Source organism: Prevotella sp. oral taxon 317 str. F0108, assembly GCF_000162415.1.
GTDB classification, from domain to species: Bacteria; Bacteroidota; Bacteroidia; order Bacteroidales; family Bacteroidaceae; genus Prevotella; species Prevotella conceptionensis.
This window is the reverse complement of record NZ_GG740072.1, coordinates 1,315,504-1,337,156: the sequence shown is the minus strand read 5'-3', so window position 1 is coordinate 1,337,156 and position 21,653 is coordinate 1,315,504. Positions and strand designations below refer to the sequence as shown.

The following is a 21,653-nucleotide window of genomic DNA, read 5'->3' as shown; positions in this document are numbered from 1 at the left end:
ATAGGTCAAAAACGGCTTGCAATCTTCCTTTTTTCCTTCGACAATCAATTTTAAAATGTTTAAACCCGTTAAAATCAATATAGCGACATTTTTACTGAGTTAACAAAATATAATTGTTTACCACAAAAATGATAACCAATCATTATAAATCGTATATTTGTGTTGTTCTTTTGTAAGAAACTGACACAAGTTATTCAATTGTCTTTTAACTAAAATTCAATCTGTTATGAAAAAAATCACTATTTACGGGTTGTGTTTAACCCTATGCCTATCTGTAATTGGGTGTTCGTCCAGTGATGTTGTGGAAACGAACAAGTTATCAACAAAAGAGGTACAAGCCCTAACAGAACTCAAGAGCGATTTGTATGCAGTTAATGCTGAGTATGCAAAAAGTAATACCCGAGGTCTCAAAAAGTGGCTAAGATGGTTGATCTTTGGTGCTGCAGATGCTGCAGGATTCGTTACAGGGGGAGGAGCGGTCGCGATTTCCGCTTCTACTCTTGCTTGGACAGTCACCAAAGCGGAGAGAGAAGTAAGCACAAACTCTGACTTTAAAGACTGTGCAGAAGTAGCTCTTGATAAAGGATCAATTGGTTATGCACACAATGAACTTTCTCAAAAAATAGTAAGGGAACATCAGGACTCTTTACTAGGTATGCCTATTGACCAATTGGCAGAAATCGTCGAAGAAGAGTCAAAGGCTTATCCTGCCATTGAAAATAAATCAGTAGATAGAGAGATTCTAAAACAGATCATCTCTACTTTCAATGCGGATGCCTCCATACAAGATAACATAAATGCTTTTAAACAGTTTACAAATGACCCACAAAAACAAGAGGCTTTGGACATTTGTGGAATTGTTTTAGAAGGATTACAGAATGTCTCCGATGAAAATACTACATACATTGACCAAGTAAATAGGCTCGTTGATGCCTCACCCGTCGGTTTCCAAACCAAAAAGATGATAAAGGGTGGTATTTCAGTAGCTGATGCAAGTGCAAAGCTATGGAACAGCAGCGAGTTAGAAGAACTTCCAAAAGCAAAATAATGAAAAGTTTACTGTTGTCCTTTCTTTTAGCGATTCCCACTCTTGCTTTCTCGCAAAAGGAAGATGTCCGGGCGGAAATCCATTTCCAAGGGAATGCGTTCTACCACGAATTTCGGCCTTATGAATTTGCAGGCAGCGTGGGCTACAACATCACCGATAGGTTTTTCGTCAATGTCAGAGGTGAGAGTACGGTTGCCTTGTTCAAGATCAACGGGCTCAAAGACTATTACACCAACGTGATGTATGGCGCGAACGTGGGCTATACGTTTCTGAAAAACGACCTCGGTAATTTCGATGTGCGCATCGGATTGGGAGACAACCTGCGCTGCAAGCAAGACTGGAAGTATAATTACTACGATGCAGGCGTCTATATGCACTTGGGCAAAGCGAAAATAAAGCCCGACTTCGGTTTCGGCATTAGGCGTTATCACTCCAAAGGTTCTATGTTTAAGAGCTACACCAGGGTGTTCGTGGCCATAGGCCTCAGCTTTGGCACATAGTTTCACGCGCATCTCTCGCTCCCTGGGAAAAGATGAATAAAGTGGGTGGGTGTACCGAAATGGGCACACCCGCTCTCTTTTGCACAAAGTCCCAACTTTCTCAAACCAAGCCTTTTCTATTTGAGGGCGTGCCAGAAAACGGCCCGCAAGCATCGTGCGCGGTGAACGACATGGAGCAAGCACCAAGGAGTCTACCGTTATAACAATTCGGGACAAGCCGATTGCCGTCCTGGGCAACATCAATGTTTCAATTGCCCTTGCAACGCCAACAACCCAACGCTTTCTCTTAACCCAAACCGACAATGAACTTATTCCGAACTGCCGTAGCCTTATAAACCTATAAACTCAACAAAGCATAGTCTTAGTAGCTTATAAACTCACGAACTTAACAATTCGCAAATTCACCAACTCATAAGCTTTCAACCTTACGAACTAATAAACTCGCAAACTCACCAACTCATAAGCTTGCAACCTTGCAAGCTCATAAAGTCAACTGTTCATGGGTGTAAGAATGTTTTACAAAAGAGGTCTTATTCGCCACCCTCTTCTAGCGAAAATAAAGGTGTTTAATCAAGCAATTTTCCTCAAATTACAAGTTTTCAGACTCCACGATTAGTCTATTTTTGAGAAGACTACCTGCATTTTGCACCATTTCGCCTTTCTATTTTGGTTGCCGACACGCGTTTTTTCAACCCCAATAACTCACTTTTAGCCCCTAAAATTCCACTTTTTAATGGCCATTTTGCCCTTTTTAGCCCTATTTTTAATGGTTCGGAAAGGTTTTATTTATACCATTGCTGCGTATTTTTATGCTTTTCGTCTTGCATTTTGCAGCATTTTGCACTGCGTTTAGCACCATTTTACCTTGCGTTTAGCACCAAAACGCACTGCGTTTAGCACCAAAACGCACTGCGTTTAGCGGCATATTGCACTGCGTTTTGCAGCAAATTGCAGTACATTTTGCTGCAAATAGCCCCAAGTGTGGTGCAAATGGCGGCCTTTTCAAATAAATATTCATTTCTCTGCATTCACATGCTACCCCCTTTTTGCATCAAAACAAACCTCCGCGAGAATCGATTTTTTGCGGCAAGGTGGGTGCTTGGTGGATAAAAAGGGCACTCATAGTGTTAAAATTTCTGCTGAAAAGTGGACAAATTTGGTTGGCGAGTAGACAAGTTAACAAGCTTATTGGTTGACTTGTTTGCCAACTCCAACTTGCCTATCGGCATGGTGTTTCGGTGTGAGAAGTGATTAACGTATCGGTTTCACGGCTAGAAAAGTGCTTTTTCTCACGAAAAGGTATGTAATAAGCAGGTTTTTACTTATATTTGCAACTTAAAAGCACTGATATGCACAGCATCCCCAAAAAAGGAAATGAGAGTAACGGATTGTTAGACACGGACGAACTGTCTTCTCCGCAACAATTAACGGAAGACGGTAGGCCGTGGCATGCTGTGCGTTTGTTTTCGTTGCGGCTAAACGAGGCAATGGCATACTTCACTTCTGCGGGCTTAACATGCTTTGTGCCGATGGAATGGAGCGGTAAACGAACAGGCGATGACGACGGCAAACCCATTTTCAAGCCTGTTGTGTTTAACCTGGTGTTCGTTAAGAAAGACAAAGAAGAATGCGACCTGCGGCGCATCTTTGCTAACGCTCGCTTTAAGATGTCGGTGATAAGGAAAGATAAAGTGGCTGGCACGTACTACGAAATACCATCTAAGCAGATGCTGGACTTTATGCTGATGTGCAGCCCTGAAATAGAAATGCGCAAGTTCTTGTCGGCCACGGAAGCCAAGCTAAAAAGCGGTACGCCCGTGATAGTGAAACACGGACCGCTGAAAGGACTTACGGGGAGGCTGGTGCGTAGCAGCAAAAAGTACTTTTTGTTAAAAGAAGTGCCCGAACTGGGCGTGATGATAAAGGTTAGTAGATGGTGCTGTGCGCCCATCGAACAACAATAATGATTAAGCAATGATGGACATTGACTTTGCACTTAGAATTTTTATTGCTGGCATGTTGGGCGGCGCAATCGGCTTAGAACGCGAATATCGTGCGAAAGAGGCTGGTTTTAGAACCCATTTCTTGGTGTCGTTGGGCAGTGCGCTCTTTATGATATTGTCGCATTCTGGTTTCGACTTCATCCTAGAACATGGAAAAAACGTGTCGCTGGACCCTTCTCGTATCGCCTCGCAGGTGGTTACGGGCATTGGTTTTATTGGTGCTGGCATCATTATTTTTCAGAAACATGTGGTACATGGGCTAACTACGGCGGCCGGACTTTGGGTTACGTCGGCCATTGGCTTGACTTGTGGTTCGGGTATGTATCTCTTGGCTACTTCGGCCACGGTAATGGTGCTTATTTGCCTAGAAGCGTTGCACTTAATACTGCGTAAGATAGGTACACGCCACATTGTGTTGACACTTTCTACACCTTCGCACGACAACATCAAGGCCGTGCTGAAAGACATGAGAGCCAAGAATATGACCATCGTTAGCTACGAAATGCAAGAAAAGGCCTTGGGCGATGGACAGCACTTGCTGGTGGCCACCATCGAACTGAAATTAAAGAAACAGATTTACGAGAATTGTTTGCTCCAATTTATGGAAGAATATGAGGGAGTGGACATTAACAAGATAGAATAAGGAGAAGAAACGATGAATAGTTTTGCCGACTTGATGCACCGCAGGCGTAGTTGCCGCAAGTTTACCAATGAGAAAATAGATGCCGATGAGTTGAGCATGGTGCTGAATGCCGCCCTTATTTCGCCCTCGGCCAAAAACAGGAGGTCGTGGCATTTTGTGGTGGTAGAAGACAAAGAGACGCTCGAAAAGCTGTCGGAATGTAAGGAATCGGGGGCTGCCCTGCTGAAAGATGCGGCCGTGGCTGTGGTGGTTTTGGGCAATGTTGCCGAGAACGACTGCTGGATTGAGGACTGTTCGATAGCGGCTTTGGCCATGCAATTGCAGGCCGAAGACTTGGGGTTGGGCAGCTGTTGGGTGCAGGTGCGCAATCGCGGACTGAATAGTGGAGAGCGCGGAACCGACATTGTGCGCGGTATTTTGAACATTCCAGAGACGTTAGACACGCTTTGTATTCTTGCACTGGGCCATAAGGCGAGCGATTTGCCGATGAAAAACGATGAAGATGCACGCTGGGAGCAGGTGCATGTGGGTGGTTTCTAGCAGGCATGAGCAAGATTAAAGCTATAAAAATAGTACTGTTTGGGGCAGGAAACCTTGCCACGAGTCTTGGTTTGGCTTTGCAAAGGGCTGGATTTAGCGTGGCGCAGGTGTACAGTAGAACGCTGACGGCCGCCGAAACATTGGCTGTGCGTTTGGGCGTAACGGCCATTAACAGCTTGGAAAGCCTTTCGGCCGATGCCGATGTGTATTTGTTGGCCTTGAAAGACGACGCTTTGGCAAGCGTACTTCCGCAAGTTTGCCAACTGAACCCGCACGCCGTGTATGTCCATACGGCAGGAAGTGTGCCGATGAACGTGTTTGAAGGGTTGGCTAAAAACTACGGTGTGTTTTATCCCTTGCAAACGTTTTCAAAACAAAAACCTCTGGATTTCTCTTCTATCCCTTGCTTGATAGAGGGTGCGAACGAGTTTTCGGAAGATGTTTTGCTGAAAATGGCGCGTGCCTTGAGCCACGATGTGCGCTTAACTACCAGTGCCGACCGGCGCATCGTTCATTTGGCGGCGGTGTTTGGATGCAATTTCGTTAACTTGTGCTACTCGTTAGCCAACGAAACGCTGAAACGTAGGGGGCTTGACTTTGGGTTGTTGTTGCCGCTGATTGACGAAACGGCAGCCAAAGTGCATCGCCTGTCGCCCAAGGCTGCACAAACAGGCCCTGCCGTTAGAATGGATAAGGCGGTGATGGAGCGGCAAATGAGCCTTATCGACGATGCCGAAGAACGCCGACTTTACGAGCTGATGAGCGAAATGATACATAAACAGGCAAATACATAACGCAATGATAAACTACGATTTACAGCGCATACGCGCCATCATTTTTGATGTAGACGGCGTGCTGTCGGCATCTACCATCACGCTTTCTGCCGATGGCGAACCCCTGCGCACGGTGAATATCAAGGATGGTTATGCCATTCAGTTCGCCCAGAAAGTGGGTTTGCGCATCTGCATCATCACTGGTGGCGACACCAAGGCTGTGCGTAAGCGGTTTGAAGGCTTAGGCGTAGAAGACATTTACATGAAGGCTGGCGTGAAGTTGCTGGCTTACGAGGACTTTAAGGCACGCTATGGCTATGCGGATGATGAGCTGATGTTTGTTGGCGACGACGTTCCCGACTACGAAGTGATGTCTCGTTGTGGTTGTGCTTGTTGTCCTGCCGATGCTTGCGCCGACATTAAGTCTGTTAGTCGCTATGTAACCACGTGCGCTGGTGGTATGGGTTGCGGACGAGAAGTTATCGAGCAAACCCTGCGCGCAAAGGGATTGTGGATGAAAGATGCCAAGGCCTTTGGCTGGTAAACATTAAATAAGCACGAAGATAATGAAGAATAGATTGGTGTTGGCGAGTAATTCGCCAAGAAGAAAAGAATTGTTGCGGGGCTTGGGCATCGACTTTGAGGTGCGATTGATACGTGATATCGACGAGAGTTTCCCCGCAACGTTGCCTGTAAGCGATGTGGCTGTGCATATTTCGAAGGCTAAGGCGACCGCATACTTGGACACAATGGCCGAGAACGAGGTGGTTTTGACGGCCGATACGGTTGTGGTGTGCGACGGACAGATACTAGGAAAGCCGCAAGATGCCGAAGATGCAAGGCGTATGTTGGGCTTGTTGAGTGGCAAGAGCCATGAGGTGATAACGGGTGTTACGCTGTCTACACGTCAATGGCAGCGTAGTTTCGCCGTAACAACGGTGGTTTGGTTTAAAGAACTGACTGCCGATGAGATTAGTTTTTATGTAGATAGCTACCGTCCCTTTGACAAGGCTGGAGCTTATGGCATTCAAGAATGGATTGGATATGTAGGTGTACAACGTATAGAAGGTAGTTATTTCAATGTGATGGGCTTGCCTGTGCAGCGTATTTACGAAGAGCTGAAAGATTGTTTCGACTTTTTGCATCCTTTTGAAGTATAGGCTTGTGGAGGTTGTGAGCTGGTGAGGTAGTAAGTTTATCAGTTGGTGAGTTCATGAGTTTATAAGTTTGTGAGTTGATAGGTTCGTGAGTTCGTTAGGTTATTAGTTGATGAGGTAGTGAGTTTATCAGTTGGTGAGGTAGTGAGTTTATGAGGTAATAAGTTGTTGTTATTGTGAGTCGAAGGGGTTATGAGTTTGTAACTTAATGGTTTTGTGTGTTAACAAGCTGGCAACTCTTGTCTTTTTTTCGTTCGTTTTTAAATCTCTTGTCCATCGTTTACGCCATATCCAAACAGCGCGAAGTCGGCTTTTAGTGGGTCGTTAGGGAATACTTTGGCCATTTCGGCAGTCAGTTTCTTGGCGATAGACATGGAGGTAGACTTGCTTTTGAGCAGTTTTAGGCGTTGTGCTTGTGTCAAGACGTGGGTGTCTAGCGGCATGATGAGGGTGCGTTTGTCGATAGTGTCTTTCCAAATGCCTAAGTCTACGGGCGAATTGTCGCGCACCATCCACCGCAGAAACATGCAAATGCGCTTGCAAGCGGATCGTGCATTGATGGGAACGATGCCTTCTTGCCCATGTTCGGCAAAGTATTTGCAAAGCGCAACGATGGCAGTTTCGGCGTCGTTGGTGGCTGTTGTCTGTATATATTGGTGCAGGGTGTTGTGCTCGGACAACAGCTTTTGCAGCGTTTTAAGGAAACTATTCATCATCCTTTTGGTGTAAAGGCGATAGTAACAGTCGTCGGTTGGCGGTATGTCTTGCTCAAACAGCCCGCTTTTCACCCAGTTGTAAGGTTCGCCTTGCGACTTTTCTAGCACGAAATTTATCTTTGGAAAGAATTGCTTTCGGTTTCCATAGCTTAGGTTTGCCGCAATGAAAGCCATCGTTTCTTGGTTGTTTGCGCCCTGTACAAGGTGCATAAAGCGTGCAGGGTCTTCCTTTAAGAAGGCCGTTGTCTCGTAACGTGCGGCGTATTCTTTGAGCTGTGCTTTGGTCTTTAAGTTCATTTTGTGCTGTTTTTTTATTATCATACAGACTTTCTCTGGGCTTATCTAGCTAATGGCTTTTGCCAAAACGTTGCGCAATAGTATGCGAGAAGGCATACAAAGCGTGTGCGCAATGGATTGGCACGAGCGGATAAAAAGCGTAAAAAGAGGATGTGCACAGGTTGTCACATCCTCTTTCATGTTGTTGCTCAGTAGCCAATGGGCAGGCTATGAGCCTGATTTGGCTACGTGTTGTTAGCAAACCTTGCGCGAACCATCGCTAATTACCACGTCGTAAACGGCGGGTTCGTGCTTGTATTTGGCTGCATATTTCTGTTTAGCGTCTGCTATAAACTTGTCGTAAAGTTCGTCTTTAACGAGGTTGATGGTGCAACCGCCGAAACCACCACCCATGATACGGCTACCCGTAACGCCATTTTCCTTGGCCAATTCGTTCAGGTAGTCCAGCTCTTCGCACGAAACCTCGTACTCTTTGCTCAGTCCTTCGTGTGTTTCGTACATCTTCTTGCCCACCGTTTCGTAGTCGCCAGCGTTCAAAGCATCGCAAACGGCCAGCACTCGGTCTTTCTCTCCAAGCACGAAGTGTGCGCGTTTGAAGTCTTCTTCCGAAACGTCTGCCTTCACTGCATCAAGTTCTTGCCAGTCGGCATCGCGCAAAGTATCAAACTTCTTCTCAGGGAACTTGGCGTTAAGCGCGGCAACCACGTTCTCACAACTCTTTCTTCGGTGGTTGTAAGCCGAGGATGCGAGTTCGTGTTTCACCTTAGAGTCGAGCAAGACAAGCTTATATCCCTGTGGGTTGAAGGGGAAATACTCGAACTCTCTCGACCTGCAATCAAGTCGCATTAGCTTTCCTTCTTGTCCGAATACGCTTGCAAATTGGTCCATAATGCCGCACATTACGCCACAATAGTTGTGCTCGGTGGCCTGTCCTGCAAGCACCATGTCCCATTTAGACACCTTATTGTCGCCAAAGAGGTCGTTCAGAGCGAAAGCAAAGCAGCTTTCGAGTGCGGCCGATGATGACATTCCAGCTCCAAGTGGCACGTCGCCAGAGAAGGCGGTGTTAAAGCCTTTGACGTCGACACCAAGTTTTTTCATCTCCTGGATAATACCATAGATGTAGCGTGCCCAGCTTGCGCGCGGACCATTGGGGTCGTCTACCTTAAACTCTACGCGGTCTTTCAGGTCGATAGAGTAGCACATCACCGTGTCGGTTCCATTGGGGCGTACCTCGGCCATAATGCCTTTGTCTACTGCTCCTGGGAAAACGAACCCGCCATTGTAGTCGGTATGTTCGCCAATAAGGTTGATACGTCCGGGTGATGCGTATATGTTGCCGGTCTTTCCGTCGAAGTGCTTGATAAAACGACTTCTTACATGTTCTATATCCATCATGTTGTTGTGTTTTAGGTTAATGATGTATGGAATTTGTTTAATACTTAATTGTTTCGCGTTTAGCTGGGGATTAGTCCACGCGGATGTCCTTATTTACGTTCTTGCTACCGATAAGTGCATAGAAAAGAATAAATGCCAGGCCGATGAGTGGAATGGAATAGGATATGAGATAGCCCGCATGGTCGGCGATAAAGTTCTGCATAAGGGGCAGAACACCACCACCAACAACCATCATCATGAAGATTCCAGATGCTGCGGCAGAGTATTTGCCGAGACCTTCGGTGGCCAAATTGAAGATGCTGGACCACATAACCGAGGTGCACAAGCCGCAAAGAACCAACAGCGGTGCTGCTATGGGCACCGTAACAAGCTGGAACGACGAGCCAGTGAACACAGGCATGGCCATTGTTGTGCTTTTACCTAGAACCATAGCCAACAGTATAAGGAAGATGCCGAGGCTTGCTGTGACAATCATCATGGCCTTACTAGAAACCTTGTCGGCAATAAATCCTGCCGAGAAACGGCCTACAAGCATGAGGAACCAATAGGTGCCAGCCACAAAGCCGCCAATCTTAACGGCCGTTGCAGGGTCTAGGCCACCGCCATTAGCACTGGTATCGGATAGGTAGAAGTTCAACGTGCCAGGTATTCCGACCTCAACGCCCACGTAAATGAATATGGCGATGGTGCCAAGAACGAAGTGACGGAATGCCCATGGACTTCTTTCGTACACCGTTTCGGCCGTGGTCTTACCCATTTCAGGGTCGGATATGGGGATAAAGAGCAGTGCAACGAAGGCAGCTGCAAACACACCCATAGCAATATAAAGCACAAGGTTGATGTCTACCATTGCGGTTTTAGCCGTTACTGTGCCGATAAGCGCACCCACGAGCATAGGCGTTAGCGTACCGGCAAGCGAGTTAAGCGTTCCACCTACAAGGTTTAGCTGGTTGCCACGGTTGCCGCCGCCCCCCAAGAGGTTGAGCATGGGGTTTACAACGGTGTTAAGCGTACATACACAGAAACCAGAGATGAATGCGCCTAGCAGGTAAACGGAAAAGCCCGCTACCTTATCGTCTACGCCACCAGAAAGGAACTGCACCAGTACGCCAATGAAACCTAGGGCTATACCAACAAGAGCAGTGCGCTTGTAGCCGATTTTGGAAAGCAGCTTACCCGCGGGGATGCCCATAAATAGGTAAGCTAGGAAGTTCATTGCGTTGCCGAGCATGCCTACTGTGTTGGCACTGTCGCCTTGGAAAGCGTTTTTCCAGATAATACCGATAGGTGCGGCGAGGTTTGTCACGAATGAAATCATTGCATAGAGGAACATCATTGTGACAATGGCTACTATGCTACCACTTTTTGCTTGTTTATTTTCCATTTTAGTTTTAGTAATAATTGCTTTTAGTTATGGCTTGACTTGAAAGGCTGCTCTGCCTGTTTGCGTTCTGTTGATACGTGGTAGGCTTGCTGTCTTCTACGTTTTTTCGTTGGCTATCTTCACAACGAAGGGGCAGAAAAACGGGGCAATGACTTACCAAAGGCATTGCAGGTACTTTTCAAGAGTGGGCCTACTGATGATGAATGTTTATGCTATCGTTCCGAATTTATAAATTGTTTTCTGCTTATATTGCTCGCCAGGGTTCAGCACCACCGAGGGGAAGTAGGGGTGATTGGGCGAATCGGGGAAGTGTTGTGCCTCAAAGCAGATGCCGCTTCTTCGTGGGAAGGTGGCTCCATGTTGCCCTTTGTAGCCGTCGGCCCAATTGTCGGTGTAGAGTTGTACGCCAGGTTCGGTGGTATATACCTCCATCGTGCGCCCCGTTACAGGCTCCATTATCCGTGCGGCAAAGCTTAATTCGCCTTCTTCGCGCTTGTTAAGCACAAAGCAATGGTCGTAGCCGGCACCGTTTTTTATTTGTTCGTGGTCGGCGTTTATGTCTTGTCCGATGGTCTTTGGCGTTCTGAAATCGAACGGCGTACCTTTAACGAAACGTATTTCGCCTGTGGGAATGCTCACCTCGTCGATAGGAATATAAAAGTCGGCATTGATTTCGCACTCTAAATTTTCAATGCTTGGTGTGGGGTTGGCGATGCCTGCCAACGAGAAAAAGCCGTGACTTGTAAGGTTGATTACTGTTTTCTTGTTTGTTTTGGCCATGTATTCGATAACCAATTCGTTGTCGTCGGTGAAGGTATAGATAACCGTTGTTTTTAGTTCACCCGAGAAACCCTCTTCGCCGTATGCGCTTATGTAGTTCAATACAAGGGTGGTGTCGTTCATTTGCAGTGCATCCCACACCTTGGCGTTGAAGCCTTTCTTTCCTCCGTGCAACGAGTTGGGGCCGTTGTTGATGGGAAGACTGTACTCTTTACCATGTAATTGAAACTTGCCTTTGGCTATTCTGTTGCCATATCTGCCCACAAGGGTAGAGAGATAGGGTTCGGGCGAGTTCACAACATCTTGTATGTTGTCGTGTCCTTGTATCACATTGGCCAGGTTTCCGTGTTTGTCGGGAACTATAATGGCCACAATCGCCCCGCCATAGTTGGTTATGGCTACTTCGTTTCCATCCTTGTTGCGGAGAATATACAAATCGGTTTCTTTTCCGTTGATGTGAGTCTGAAAGTCTTCGCGTTTCAGCCCGGATACGTTTTGTACCTTATCTGTGTTCGTCATAAAAGAAAGTTTTTAGTTATACTTTGTTGCAAAGTAAACGAAAAAAACTGAATGCAACAAATATTAATATATTAAAAGCGGTGGTTTCCTGTTAAAAATGTTCAACAGGAGGCTCCGCCGCTTTCTTTTTGATAATACATGGTTTGATATTGGTAGGTTTGTGCGCGTTTTTAAAGGTTTGAAGTAGATTTTGCTTTCTTCTCTGGCATGCTTTATTCCGTGTTTTCTGAGCACATTTTAAGGTTTGAAAGCAAATCGGCCACCACATAACTGCTGCCACCAACAAATACGAAATCGTCTTTTGCGGCATCGCTTAGTGCGGCCTTGTAAGCAGCATATACATTATTATATATAGAGCCGTGCAATGCGTTTTGTTCGGCTTTTTGCGCCACAACCTCACTAGGTATGGCGCGATGTGTGCTTGCTTGCGTGAAATAAAAGGTGGCATCTTTGGGTAAAAGGGTTAGAACTGTGTCTAAATCCTTGTCGTCTACCATGCCGAACACCATTCTGAGCGTGCGATAGCTTTGTGCACGAATTTGCGGACTAAGGTATTGCCAGCCTGCAACGTTGTGACCTGTGTCGCAAACCACCAAGGGTGCATGCCCTAAGATTTGCCAACGCCCTTGTAAGCCTGTTGATTGGCATACCGTGGCCATGCCTTGGCCCACCTCTTTGGCGGTAACGTCAAAGCCCTGGGTCTGCAATTGGCGCGCGGCGGTTAAGATGGTGTTGGCGTTGTGGTGCTGATAGTTGCCACCTAGTTCGAAAACAATGTTGCCAAAACTGCGTGTTTGCAGACTGATACCCCCCTCGTTGCGGTGTTGCCACTGCAAAACTTCGGGATTTTGCTCGGCCCACACCACAGGCGCATGCCGTTCTTTCGCAGTATTTTCAAACACTTGGTGTGTCTCCACAGTGGTTTCGCCCACCACCACGGGGGTATTGGGCTTGATGATACCTGCTTTTTCGACGGCAATTTGAACCAATGTGTTGCCGAGAAAGCCCGTATGGTCTAGACTGATGTTGGTGATGACCGAGAGAATGGGGCTAATGATGTTGGTGCAATCGAGTCTACCGCCCAACCCCACCTCGATAACGGCCACATCTACATGGCTTTCGGTAAAATAACTGAAAGCCATAGCGGTGGTCAGTTCGAAGAACGAGGGGTGAAGAGGTTCGAAAAATGCGCGGTGTTGGGCAACGAAATCCACAACATAAGATTCTGAAAGCGGCTCGCCGTTGATGCGAATGCGTTCCCGAAAGTCTACCAAATGTGGCGAAGTGTATAGGCCTACGCGGTAGCCGCAGGCTTGTAGTATGGCGGCAAGTGTGTGTGCGGTAGAGCCTTTGCCGTTTGTTCCAGCCACATGGATGCTTTTGAAGGCGCGATGAGGTGCGCCCAAGTGGGAATCTAACGCTAGCGAATTGTCTAAACCCTCCTTATATGCAGAAGCACCCACATGTTCGAAAACAGGGGTGCTATTGTAAAGGTACTGAATTGTCTCCTGATAGTTCATCAGTTAAAGTAATTCTTGAATTTCTGAAATATCGTTTGTTTGGTAACTCTGTCGCCTTTAAAGTTGTCGCTTTGGGCTAGTTTGTCCAAGCAAGCCTTTTCTTCGCCCGACAGCGTTTTGGGCACATACACGCTCAGGTTAACGATGAGGTCGCCCACGCCTGGTCCGTAGCCTTGAACAGAGGGCAATCCCTTACCACGCAGACGCAATGCCGTGCCGGGTTGTGTGCCAGGTGCAACCTTCATGCGCACCTTTCCACCGTCTACCAATGGTATTTCGAGGCTTCCGCCCAATGCTGCCGTGGGGAAATCTAGCAGTTCATTATATATAAGGTCGTTGCCGTCGCGAATAAAAGTATCGTTAGGCTCTTCCTCAATACATACTTGTATGTCTCCTGTTATGCCGTTGCGCTTACCTGCGTTGCCTTTACCGGGTACGTTCACGACCATTCCTTCGGCTACGCCGGCAGGTATTTTAATTTCCACCACTTCTTCGCCCTTGGTTACACCCGTTCCGTGACAAGTCTGGCACGGGTTCTTGATAACCGTTCCTTCTCCGTGACACGTTGGGCATTCGGTTTGCGTTTGCATCATGCCCAACATGGTTCTAACGGTCTTGGTAACGATGCCTTGACCGTGGCAAGTGGGGCAAGTTTCCGTTCCGCTACCCGCTTCTTCTCCTGTTCCGTGGCAGTGTGTACAGGTTACATCTTTCTTAACCTTAAATTTTTTGGTGATGCCCGTTGCAATTTCTTGCAGAGTTAGTCGCACTTTCAGTCGCAAATCGCTGCCTCTGAATTGCACATGCTGCCTTGATCTAGTCCCTCCGCCGAAACCGGAGAAACCAGAAAATCCGCCATGTCCGCCAAAGATGTCGCCGAACATGGAGAAAATGTCGTCCATATCCATGCTGGCGCCACCGCCAAATCCACCGCTACCGCCCATGCCGGCAGGCCCATCGAACCCAAATTGGTCGTATTGCTTGCGCTTTTCGGGGTCGTGTAGCACGTCGTAAGCCTCGGCAGCCTCCTTAAACTTCGCTTCCGCGTCTTTGTCGCCGGGGTTCTTGTCGGGGTGATATTTGATGGCGAGTTTGCGATAAGCTTTTTTTATCTCGTCTTCCGAGGCGTTTTTGTCAACGCCCAGCACTTCATAATAATCTCTTTTAGCCATTTTCTTTCCTTTCCAGCCCCATCAATTATTGTCCAACCGCCACTTTGGCATGCCTTATCACCTTATCGTTAAGGGTATATCCCGTTTGCAGGCAGTCGATTATTTTTCCTTTCTTTTCATCTCCCATGCCTGGCACCATTGCCACGGCCTCGTGGAAGTCAACGTCAAAGTCTTTCCCGTCTACCTCCATTTTCTTCACGCCCATTCCTTCGAGCGTGCTGAGCAATTTCTTGTAAATCAGTTCCCATCCCTCTTCCACAGCATCTACACACTCTTGTTTGTGTGCGTTTTCTATGGCTCTTTCCATGTCGTCGATGATGGGTAGTATGGCCGTGATGGTTTTTCCGCCGCCGTTGAGAATGAGTTCGGCCTTTTCTTTTAGCGTGCGACGCTTGAAATTCTCGAACTCGGCCACGGTGCGTAGATACTTGTCTTTCAACTCTTCGAGCTGTTTAGCAAGTTTTTCTTCCTCCGTTTGGGGTTCCTCTTCGGTTTGTTGCGGCTGTTCTTGCGGCTCGTTGGTTTCTTCTTGGGGTGCATCTTGGTTTAGGTCAACAGCCTCCTCGTTGTTGTCGAGGTTGCCATTGGCCTTCTTTTCCATGTTTTCGTCTGTCATATTGTCGTTCATTCCAAATGCGTATTTGTTTGTTTACTGTTTTAATCGTATCTGTAAAGTAACTTAGCAAATACCTTGCCAACCTGTTTTAGGCATTATACATTTTAGCCCTTTGCTCCTTAATGGCAGGGTCGTAGATGTAATCGTCGTAGCTCATCAACTTGTCGATGGTGCCATTTGGCGTAAGCTCGATGATACGGTCGGCGATAGACTGTATGAATTGGTGGTCGTGGCTGGCAAAGAGAATGTTACCCTTAAAGCCAACGAGGTTGTTGTTGAAGGCCTGAATGCTTTCCAAGTCGAGGTGGTTGGTGGGCGTGTCGAGTATCAGGCAGTTGGCGTTCTTCATTTGCATGCGCGCAATCATACAACGCATTTTCTCGCCTCCCGATAGCACGTTCACCTCTTTCAACACGTCTTCGCCTGAGAAGAGCATGCGCCCTAGATAGCTTTTCATTACCACCTCGTTACCTGGGCCGTATTGGCTAAGCCAGTCTACAAGGTTGAGTTTGCTGTCGAAGAACGCCGTGTTGTCTAGTGGAAGATAGGCCGTGGTGATGGTTACGCCCCACTTGTAGGTGCCAGCTTCGGCCTCGCGGTTGCCGTTGATAATCTCGAAGAGTGCCGTCATGGCCTTGGGATTGTGGCTGAGGAACACCACTTTTTGCCCTTTCTCCACGTTGAACGACACGTTGTCAAACAAAACGTTGCCTTCGTTGTCGGTTGCTTTGAGGCCTTCTACCTCTAATATTTGGTTGCCTGGTTCGCGTTCCATCTGGAAAATGATGCCGGGATATTTGCGGCTCGAAGGTTTGATCTCTTCAACGTTAAGCTTTTCGAGCATCTTTTTACGCGAAGTGGTTTGCCTGCTCTTTGCCACATTGGCAGAGAAACGACGAATGAACTCCTCCAATTCCTTTCGTTTTTCTTCGGCCTTTTGCTTCTGGTTCTGCGCTTGGCGCAAGGCTAGCTGCGAACTTTCGTACCAGAACGAGTAGTTACCAGAGAAAATGGTAACCTTTCCAAAGTCGATGTCCACCGTTTGGGTGCTCACTGCATCGAGGAAGTGACGGTCGTGACTAACCACAAGCACTGTTTGCTCCACGTTGCCTAGGTATTCTTCGAGCCAGTTCACGGTATCGAGGTCCAAGTCGTTGGTAGGCTCGTCGAGCAACAGGTTGTCGGGGTTGCCAAAGAGTGCCTTTGCCAACATTACGCGTACCTTCTCGTTGTTCGATAGGTCGCTCATCTGCTTGTAGTGCAAAGCGTCGGTTACGCCCAAGTTGCTCAACATCTGCGCAGCGTCGCTTTCGGCCTCCCAGCCGTTCATCTCTGCAAACTTTTCTTCCAGCACGGCCGCGCGGTTTCCGTCTTCTTCGGTCATTTCCTCTTTGGCATATAGTGCCTCGCGTTCTTTCATGTTCTTCCACAACTTTTCGTGGCCCATCAGAACGGTGTCGATAACGCGATATTCGTCGAACTTAAAGTGATCTTGATCCAAAACAGAAAGGCGCTCGCCTGGTCCTAGCTCAACTGTTCCCTTGTTGGGCTCCAGTTCTCCGCTGATAGCTTTGAGAAGGGTTGACTTACCCGCCCCGTTGGCTCCGATGATACCATAAATATTTCCTGATGTGAACTTCATATTCACGTCTTTGTAGAGCACTCGCTTACCGAATTGAATAGCAAGATTTGTAACAGTTATCATTCTCTTTTATCTTGATTTGTAATTACGTACAACTTGAATGGGTATTGTTTGCCGACAAATTTATCGGATACAACCATGCAAAGGTAGTGGTTTTCATTGGATTATGCAAATTAATGGCGGCTTGAACGTCCTGTCGCCTTGTTTTCTCGGCTTGCATTGGCGTGTGGTTGTGGCATATAACGTGCTTTGCTTGGTTGGCTAATTATGTGTTCGACGAGGCGTTTGGGCTTGCGAACAAAAGTGTTCAAAGGCGACTTGGTTGCTTGTTGTTGGGAGCTTGTGTGTGCTGTTGGGGGCGATAGATGTGTTGTCAGGCATTATTTGAAGTTTATTTGTGATTAGATATCGTAAGTGTTTCGTTTTATTTTTGTATTTTTGTTTTCTGATATTGGTGGTCTCTTCAAGTCTTTATCATTTAATTCAATAGCGTATGAAAAGGTTCTTGTTTCTTTTTGTCGTATTATGTGTCGCTTTCGTGTTGCCGTCTAAGGGTCAGACGAAAGTAACAGGGCGGGTTGTCGACACTAATGGTCACGGTATAGAGTACGCAACGGTCTGTGTGGACAGCTTGTTTTGCATTTCGGATGCCGATGGACACTTTAATTTGCAACTGCCCCACAGCGTTACTGCCGACATGAGCGTTAGCCACATAAGCTTTAAAACGAAACTAGTTCCGCGCAGCGTGTTTCAGCAAGGATATGTGAATGTTATGCTAGAAGAACGGGCGTATAATTTGGGTAGCGTAGACATTGTTGCTAAGCAGACAAAGCTGGAAACAATTGTAGGGCGTGGAATGAAACTCCCTGGCGATGCCGCATTTGGGAAAGAACAGCAGGGAAAGGTAGAAATGGGACCATTGTTTAGTGTGAAAAGAGACTATGTGGTGGCGAGTTTCGACATGAAAGTGGAGGAGTGTACGTATCAGCAATGTGTTGTTCGCCTTATTGTGTACGAGGTTCATGGCGCAAAGTTCGAGCCAGTTCAGTCAAAACCGCTTTATCTTGCATTGACTCCTGCGAACCAAAACACACATATAAAGATTAAAACGCAAGGGGACATTACCTTAAAGAAAGGCAGTACTTATTATGTAGGGGTGTCTGTTGTGTCGGGTTCTAATGCAGGAACACTTCATTTTCCTGCTCATCTGCGCTCATCTTATGTTCGAAACCTAGTTAAAGGCACTTTTAAAAAACTTCCTGCTACGCTTGGAATGGTTGTTAAGGGTTATAGAATTTAGCTTTTAGCTTTTAGGCTTTAACGTATTCAATATCGGGCTCAACACTAGTGTGTGTTAGGAAATAACATAAAAGTTAGACGTAAATATAAAAGGCTTACAATGGCTTTGCTTGATTATTAGTGAGTTGTCAAGATGGATTTAAGAGTGAAAAGGGTGTTGTTTTGACCGTTTTTGGGGAGTAAAATAACCTTATTTGGTACTGCTTAATTGCACTTAGGTATGGGGCTAAGCATGATTTACATGGGATTATTTACGTTAAAAAATCGGAAACGGTGCATGGCTATCACTTTTTTATATAACTTTGCGACATAGTTCACATTTATTAAAATAAATCTTTTATGAAAAAAGTATTATCACACATGTTTGTTGCAGTTCTCTGCATATTGGGCACAATGCCTGCAATGGCCCAGTTTAACCTTAAAAAGGCTGTCGGCGGTGCAGCAAAGGCTGCCAAAGCTGTAACTTTGACTGATGCCGATGTGGTGAATTACGTTAAGGAATACATTGATTGGATGGACAAACACAATCAAGTTTGTCCCGACGACAACCCTTACGCCATTCGTTTAAAGAAACTTACGGCTGGATTGACCCAAGTTGAAGGCATTCCTTTGAACTTTAAGGTGTACTATGTTGTAGACGTGAACGCCTTTGCATGTGCCGACGGTAGTGTGCGCGTTTTCTCTTCTTTGATGGACATCATGACCGACGAGGAATTGCTTGGCGTTATCGGACACGAGATCGGACACGTTGCCCACAAGGATTCAAAGAACGCATTCCGCACAGCCCTGCTTACTTCGGCATTAAAAGATGGTGTGTCTTCAACCAATGGCAAGGCTGCCGCACTTACCGATTCGCAGCTTGGAGACCTCGGCGAGGCTCTACTGAACGCTACTTACTCGCAAAAACAAGAAAGCAATGCCGACGCTTACGGCTATGAGTTCTTGAAGAAGAACAACAAGAACCCTTGGGCCATGGCTTTGTCGTTTGAAAAATTGAAGAAACTTGAAGAAGATGCAGGCTACCAGAAAGACAGCAAGTGGAAACGTATGTTTTCTTCTCACCCCGATCTCGACAAGCGCATTAAGACCATGAGCGAACGCGCACAAAAAGACGGCTTTACACGTCCAGAGAACAAGATGCCTGAGAAAACAGCTGCACAGAAGGTTGTAAAGGGTAAGAAGAAATAACGTTCATTACACTAAACTAAGTATGTTTTCATTTTTTTCATCTTTCTATTATGCCATATTTGGTGGGTTTCGTATAGATGAAACCACCACGTTAAGCAAGGAACAGCAGCGAAAACTGCTTTTGAGTGGTGTCTTTTCTGCACAGAAAGGCACGTTTATGAATGTGGTTAAGACAGGCATGTCGTATGGTGGGCGGCAGAAAATGTTTGGTCAGGGCTGGGGTATTACCGATAAAGAATCGGCAATTGATACCCTCGACTATCTGCAACATGCAGGTACACGCCGTTTCTTCCCCCTTGTTGTAGAGGCTCTGAAACTTCAAAACAAGCGCGCTATTCAGCAGTATATCACTGAAAATCTTGAAGATGAAGATGATATGCGCGACTGTTGGGAACAAGTTCAGTTCGCTTTTGGGTCTATGGACTCTTTAATAAATGCACAACTTATTAAAGACCAGGCCGACTTCGTACGTATCGGACCAGATGCTTGGGACGCTGGTAGGTTGGTGTTCATGGCTAGATTGTGCCGTGAACACGAGTATATCACTGACGAACAAATGTGGCAATACATCGATGCAGCCGACGAAATAGCCCACCAGACGCTTACTTCTTGGGAAGATTTCGGCAAGAGTTACATCATCGGGCGTTGCTTGTGGTGTGGCACAGCCAACTACTTTGAAGTGATGGCCGACCATGCAAAGGATATGTATTCCAGTCCGAAGAGTCCTTGGAAAGGGGTTCCTTTTGCATAATAAGCAAGAGTTAAGCAAATAGAACCTAATATAAGTTCTTGTCCGCCGTGTTTTTTCGGCGGACAAGATATAATCAATGAATATTAATATCGTGAAGAGTAATTCTATGAAAAAGAAAACCATTGTTACTTTGATGTTCATGTTGTGTCTCGTTGCACAACAGGTTGCCGCAGCTGCTAGATTTCGCATAAGGGTACGTGGCGGAGGTTCGGATGATGTCGAAAGCGGTCCGTTAACTTGGATTATTTATGGCGTTGTTGCTATTGCCATTCTGGGCGGATTGTATATTTACATGACCGAATTAAAGAGCCTTGTGCTTAAAATATTTGGTGGCCTACGTATGGATGATAAAACCACATTAACCAAAGACCAACAGCGTAAGATGCTTTTGAGCAGCGTAAGTGCAGCATACGAAAAAGTGATATTGAACAGCCTGAAGACTGGTATGGCCCGAACAGAGCGTGATGATTACTTAAAGGAGCATTGGGACGTTGACGGACACGACTCGGCTATCAACGTATTAAACGACTGGAAGGCCGCTTGTACAAAAAACTTTATACCACATATCGGCGAAGCTTTCAAACTTAAAGAGCAGCAGCCTATCGATAAGTATCTCAACGACACCTTTGTGCTGGATAAAGACGCACGGGCTTGTGCCAGGCAGATAGAGAATGCTTTTAAAATGATGCCTAAACTCGTGAAACTAGGAATAGTTAAGGACGAAACAGACTTTGTGCGTATTGGGGCAGATGGTTATTACATTTCTGTTCTAGTTTATCTCGCTCGTTTGTGTGCCGAGTCTAAGTATATCAGCGAGGAAGAAATGTGGCAATATGTAGATGCTGCTGACGAATTTGCCCATCAGTCGCTCACTTCTTGGGAAGATTATGGAAAGAGTTACCTCATTGGGTACGCCCTTTGGCTTGGTAGTGGTATCCAATTAAAGATGCAGGCAGATGTTGTGAAGAAACTGATTGAGAACCCAAAGAGTCCTTGGAACAGTTTCCCTTTTGCTAAATAAACAGGTAATGGCCCTTTGCAGACATTGAATTATGCCTGCAAAGGGCTAAATCTGTCTAGTGAGAAAGGCATTCAGATGGTTATTGGCGAAGGCTAGTTTAAAGCAAACATGTTGTGTATAACCTCGTTGATAGCGACTAATGAAAGTGGTGTATATTGTTGGGTGTAACCTTGTTCTGTGGAGAAAGTTAAGAGAGACTTTTTTGATGTAGACTTGTTCTGTGGAGAAAGTTAAGGGAGTATATTTTGATTTAGACTTGTTCTGTGGAGAAAGTTAAGAGATATATTTTTGATGTAGACTTGCTCTGTGAGAAAGTAAGAGAGAAATTTTTGTTGTAGACTTGCTCTGTGGGGAAAGCTAAGAGAGATATTTTTGATGTAGACTTGTTCTGTGAGAAAGTAAGAGAGAAATTTTTGTTGTAGACTTGCTCTGTGGGGAAAGCTAAGAGAGATGTTTTTGATGTAGACTTGTTCTGTGAGAAAGCTAAGAGAGAAATTTTTCTCGTCTACTTATTAACTTGTCTTCTCATCCACTTGTTAACCGTTCCTTTGCCTAGTCATTCTCTTGTCTACTCTTTTTTGCCAACTCGTTTTCTTGTCTACTCGTTCTCTTGCCAACTCATTCACTTGCCAACTTGTTCTCTTGTCTACACGTTTTCTTGTCTACTCGTTTTCCTGTCTACTTGT

20 protein-coding genes are annotated in these 21,653 nt (G+C 46.1%); 12 read left to right on the top strand and 8 right to left on the bottom strand.

Features of this window, described 5'->3' with window-relative positions; translation table 11 throughout:
• The first annotated feature begins 226 nt into the window (after nucleotides 1-226).
• From HMPREF0670_RS05075 to HMPREF0670_RS05040, 8 genes are all read left to right on the top strand, one after another.
• On the top strand, nucleotides 227-1,048 hold the full coding sequence (locus HMPREF0670_RS05075) for a hypothetical protein (RefSeq protein WP_009230094.1): 822 nt from the start codon (nucleotides 227-229) through the stop codon (nucleotides 1,046-1,048).
• On the top strand, nucleotides 1,048-1,548 hold the full coding sequence (locus HMPREF0670_RS05070) for a hypothetical protein (protein WP_157579543.1): 501 nt from the start codon (nucleotides 1,048-1,050) through the stop codon (nucleotides 1,546-1,548). Before HMPREF0670_RS05075 ends, HMPREF0670_RS05070 begins: the two co-directional genes overlap by 1 nt.
• 1,349 nt (nucleotides 1,549-2,897) lie before the next feature.
• A complete protein-coding gene (locus HMPREF0670_RS05065) occupies nucleotides 2,898-3,512 on the top strand; it encodes a UpxY family transcription antiterminator (RefSeq protein ID WP_044077720.1) in 615 nt (204 codons plus the stop codon).
• 10 nt (nucleotides 3,513-3,522) lie between these two features.
• Entirely contained in the window at nucleotides 3,523-4,194 is a 672-nt protein-coding gene (locus HMPREF0670_RS05060; RefSeq protein WP_009230091.1) for an MgtC/SapB family protein, read from the top strand.
• A gap of 12 nt (nucleotides 4,195-4,206) precedes the next feature.
• Nucleotides 4,207-4,734 carry a nitroreductase family protein gene (locus HMPREF0670_RS05055; RefSeq protein ID WP_009230090.1) on the top strand — a complete coding sequence of 176 codons (528 nt, stop codon included), beginning with the start codon at nucleotides 4,207-4,209 and terminating at the stop codon, nucleotides 4,732-4,734.
• 5 nt (nucleotides 4,735-4,739) lie between these two features.
• Complete coding sequence (locus HMPREF0670_RS05050) at nucleotides 4,740-5,528, top strand: Rossmann-like and DUF2520 domain-containing protein (protein WP_009230089.1); 789 nt, start codon at nucleotides 4,740-4,742, stop codon at nucleotides 5,526-5,528.
• Between the two features lie 4 nt (nucleotides 5,529-5,532).
• A complete protein-coding gene (locus HMPREF0670_RS05045) occupies nucleotides 5,533-6,051 on the top strand; it encodes a KdsC family phosphatase (protein ID WP_009230088.1) in 519 nt (172 codons plus the stop codon).
• Between the two features lie 22 nt (nucleotides 6,052-6,073).
• Nucleotides 6,074-6,667 (top strand): Maf-like protein, encoded by a 594-nt coding sequence (locus tag HMPREF0670_RS05040; RefSeq protein WP_009230087.1) that lies wholly within the window; start codon nucleotides 6,074-6,076, stop codon nucleotides 6,665-6,667.
• Nucleotides 6,668-6,924: 257 nt separating this feature from the next.
• On the opposite strand, the gene HMPREF0670_RS05035 is transcribed toward HMPREF0670_RS05040, so the two are convergent.
• The 8 genes from HMPREF0670_RS05035 to HMPREF0670_RS05000 form a co-directional block, all read right to left on the bottom strand.
• A complete protein-coding gene (locus HMPREF0670_RS05035) occupies nucleotides 6,925-7,677 on the bottom strand; it encodes a TIGR02757 family protein (protein ID WP_009230086.1) in 753 nt (250 codons plus the stop codon).
• 234 nt (nucleotides 7,678-7,911) lie between these two features.
• Nucleotides 7,912-9,072: a galactokinase gene (gene galK, locus HMPREF0670_RS05030; protein WP_009230085.1), complete on the bottom strand. Its 1,161-nt coding sequence runs from the start codon at nucleotides 9,070-9,072 to the stop codon at nucleotides 7,912-7,914.
• A gap of 73 nt (nucleotides 9,073-9,145) precedes the next feature.
• The gene (locus tag HMPREF0670_RS05025) at nucleotides 9,146-10,459 is read right to left on the bottom strand and encodes an MFS transporter (protein ID WP_009230084.1); all 1,314 of its coding nucleotides are present in this window, start codon (nucleotides 10,457-10,459) and stop codon (nucleotides 9,146-9,148) included.
• Nucleotides 10,460-10,666: 207 nt separating this feature from the next.
• Nucleotides 10,667-11,758, bottom strand: a complete 1,092-nt coding sequence (locus HMPREF0670_RS05020; protein ID WP_009230083.1) for an aldose epimerase family protein — start codon at nucleotides 11,756-11,758, stop codon at nucleotides 10,667-10,669.
• Nucleotides 11,759-11,970: 212 nt separating this feature from the next.
• Complete coding sequence (locus HMPREF0670_RS05015) at nucleotides 11,971-13,278, bottom strand: bifunctional folylpolyglutamate synthase/dihydrofolate synthase (protein ID WP_009230082.1); 1,308 nt, start codon at nucleotides 13,276-13,278, stop codon at nucleotides 11,971-11,973.
• Nucleotides 13,278-14,450, bottom strand: coding sequence for a molecular chaperone DnaJ (gene dnaJ / locus HMPREF0670_RS05010; RefSeq protein WP_009230081.1), 1,173 nt, complete (start codon nucleotides 14,448-14,450; stop codon nucleotides 13,278-13,280). The genes HMPREF0670_RS05015 and dnaJ overlap by 1 nt, the downstream gene beginning before the upstream one ends.
• A 25-nt stretch (nucleotides 14,451-14,475) precedes the next feature.
• Nucleotides 14,476-15,078: a nucleotide exchange factor GrpE gene (locus HMPREF0670_RS05005; RefSeq protein ID WP_009230080.1), complete on the bottom strand. Its 603-nt coding sequence runs from the start codon at nucleotides 15,076-15,078 to the stop codon at nucleotides 14,476-14,478.
• Between the two features lie 76 nt (nucleotides 15,079-15,154).
• Nucleotides 15,155-16,771: an ABC-F family ATP-binding cassette domain-containing protein gene (locus HMPREF0670_RS05000; protein ID WP_009230079.1), complete on the bottom strand. Its 1,617-nt coding sequence runs from the start codon at nucleotides 16,769-16,771 to the stop codon at nucleotides 15,155-15,157.
• A gap of 430 nt (nucleotides 16,772-17,201) precedes the next feature.
• Between HMPREF0670_RS05000 and HMPREF0670_RS04995 the strand changes: the two genes are divergently transcribed.
• From HMPREF0670_RS04995 to HMPREF0670_RS04980, 4 genes are all read left to right on the top strand, one after another.
• Nucleotides 17,202-18,008, top strand: a complete 807-nt coding sequence (locus HMPREF0670_RS04995; protein WP_044077719.1) for a hypothetical protein — start codon at nucleotides 17,202-17,204, stop codon at nucleotides 18,006-18,008.
• A 359-nt stretch (nucleotides 18,009-18,367) separates the two neighbouring features.
• On the top strand, nucleotides 18,368-19,195 hold the full coding sequence (locus HMPREF0670_RS04990; protein ID WP_009230077.1) for a M48 family metallopeptidase: 828 nt from the start codon (nucleotides 18,368-18,370) through the stop codon (nucleotides 19,193-19,195).
• A 22-nt stretch (nucleotides 19,196-19,217) separates the two neighbouring features.
• Nucleotides 19,218-19,946: a DUF1266 domain-containing protein gene (locus tag HMPREF0670_RS04985; RefSeq protein ID WP_009230076.1), complete on the top strand. Its 729-nt coding sequence runs from the start codon at nucleotides 19,218-19,220 to the stop codon at nucleotides 19,944-19,946.
• Nucleotides 19,947-20,022: 76 nt separating this feature from the next.
• On the top strand, nucleotides 20,023-20,967 hold the full coding sequence (locus tag HMPREF0670_RS04980; RefSeq protein WP_009230075.1) for a DUF1266 domain-containing protein: 945 nt from the start codon (nucleotides 20,023-20,025) through the stop codon (nucleotides 20,965-20,967).
• The last annotated feature ends 686 nt before the right edge of the window (nucleotides 20,968-21,653 follow it).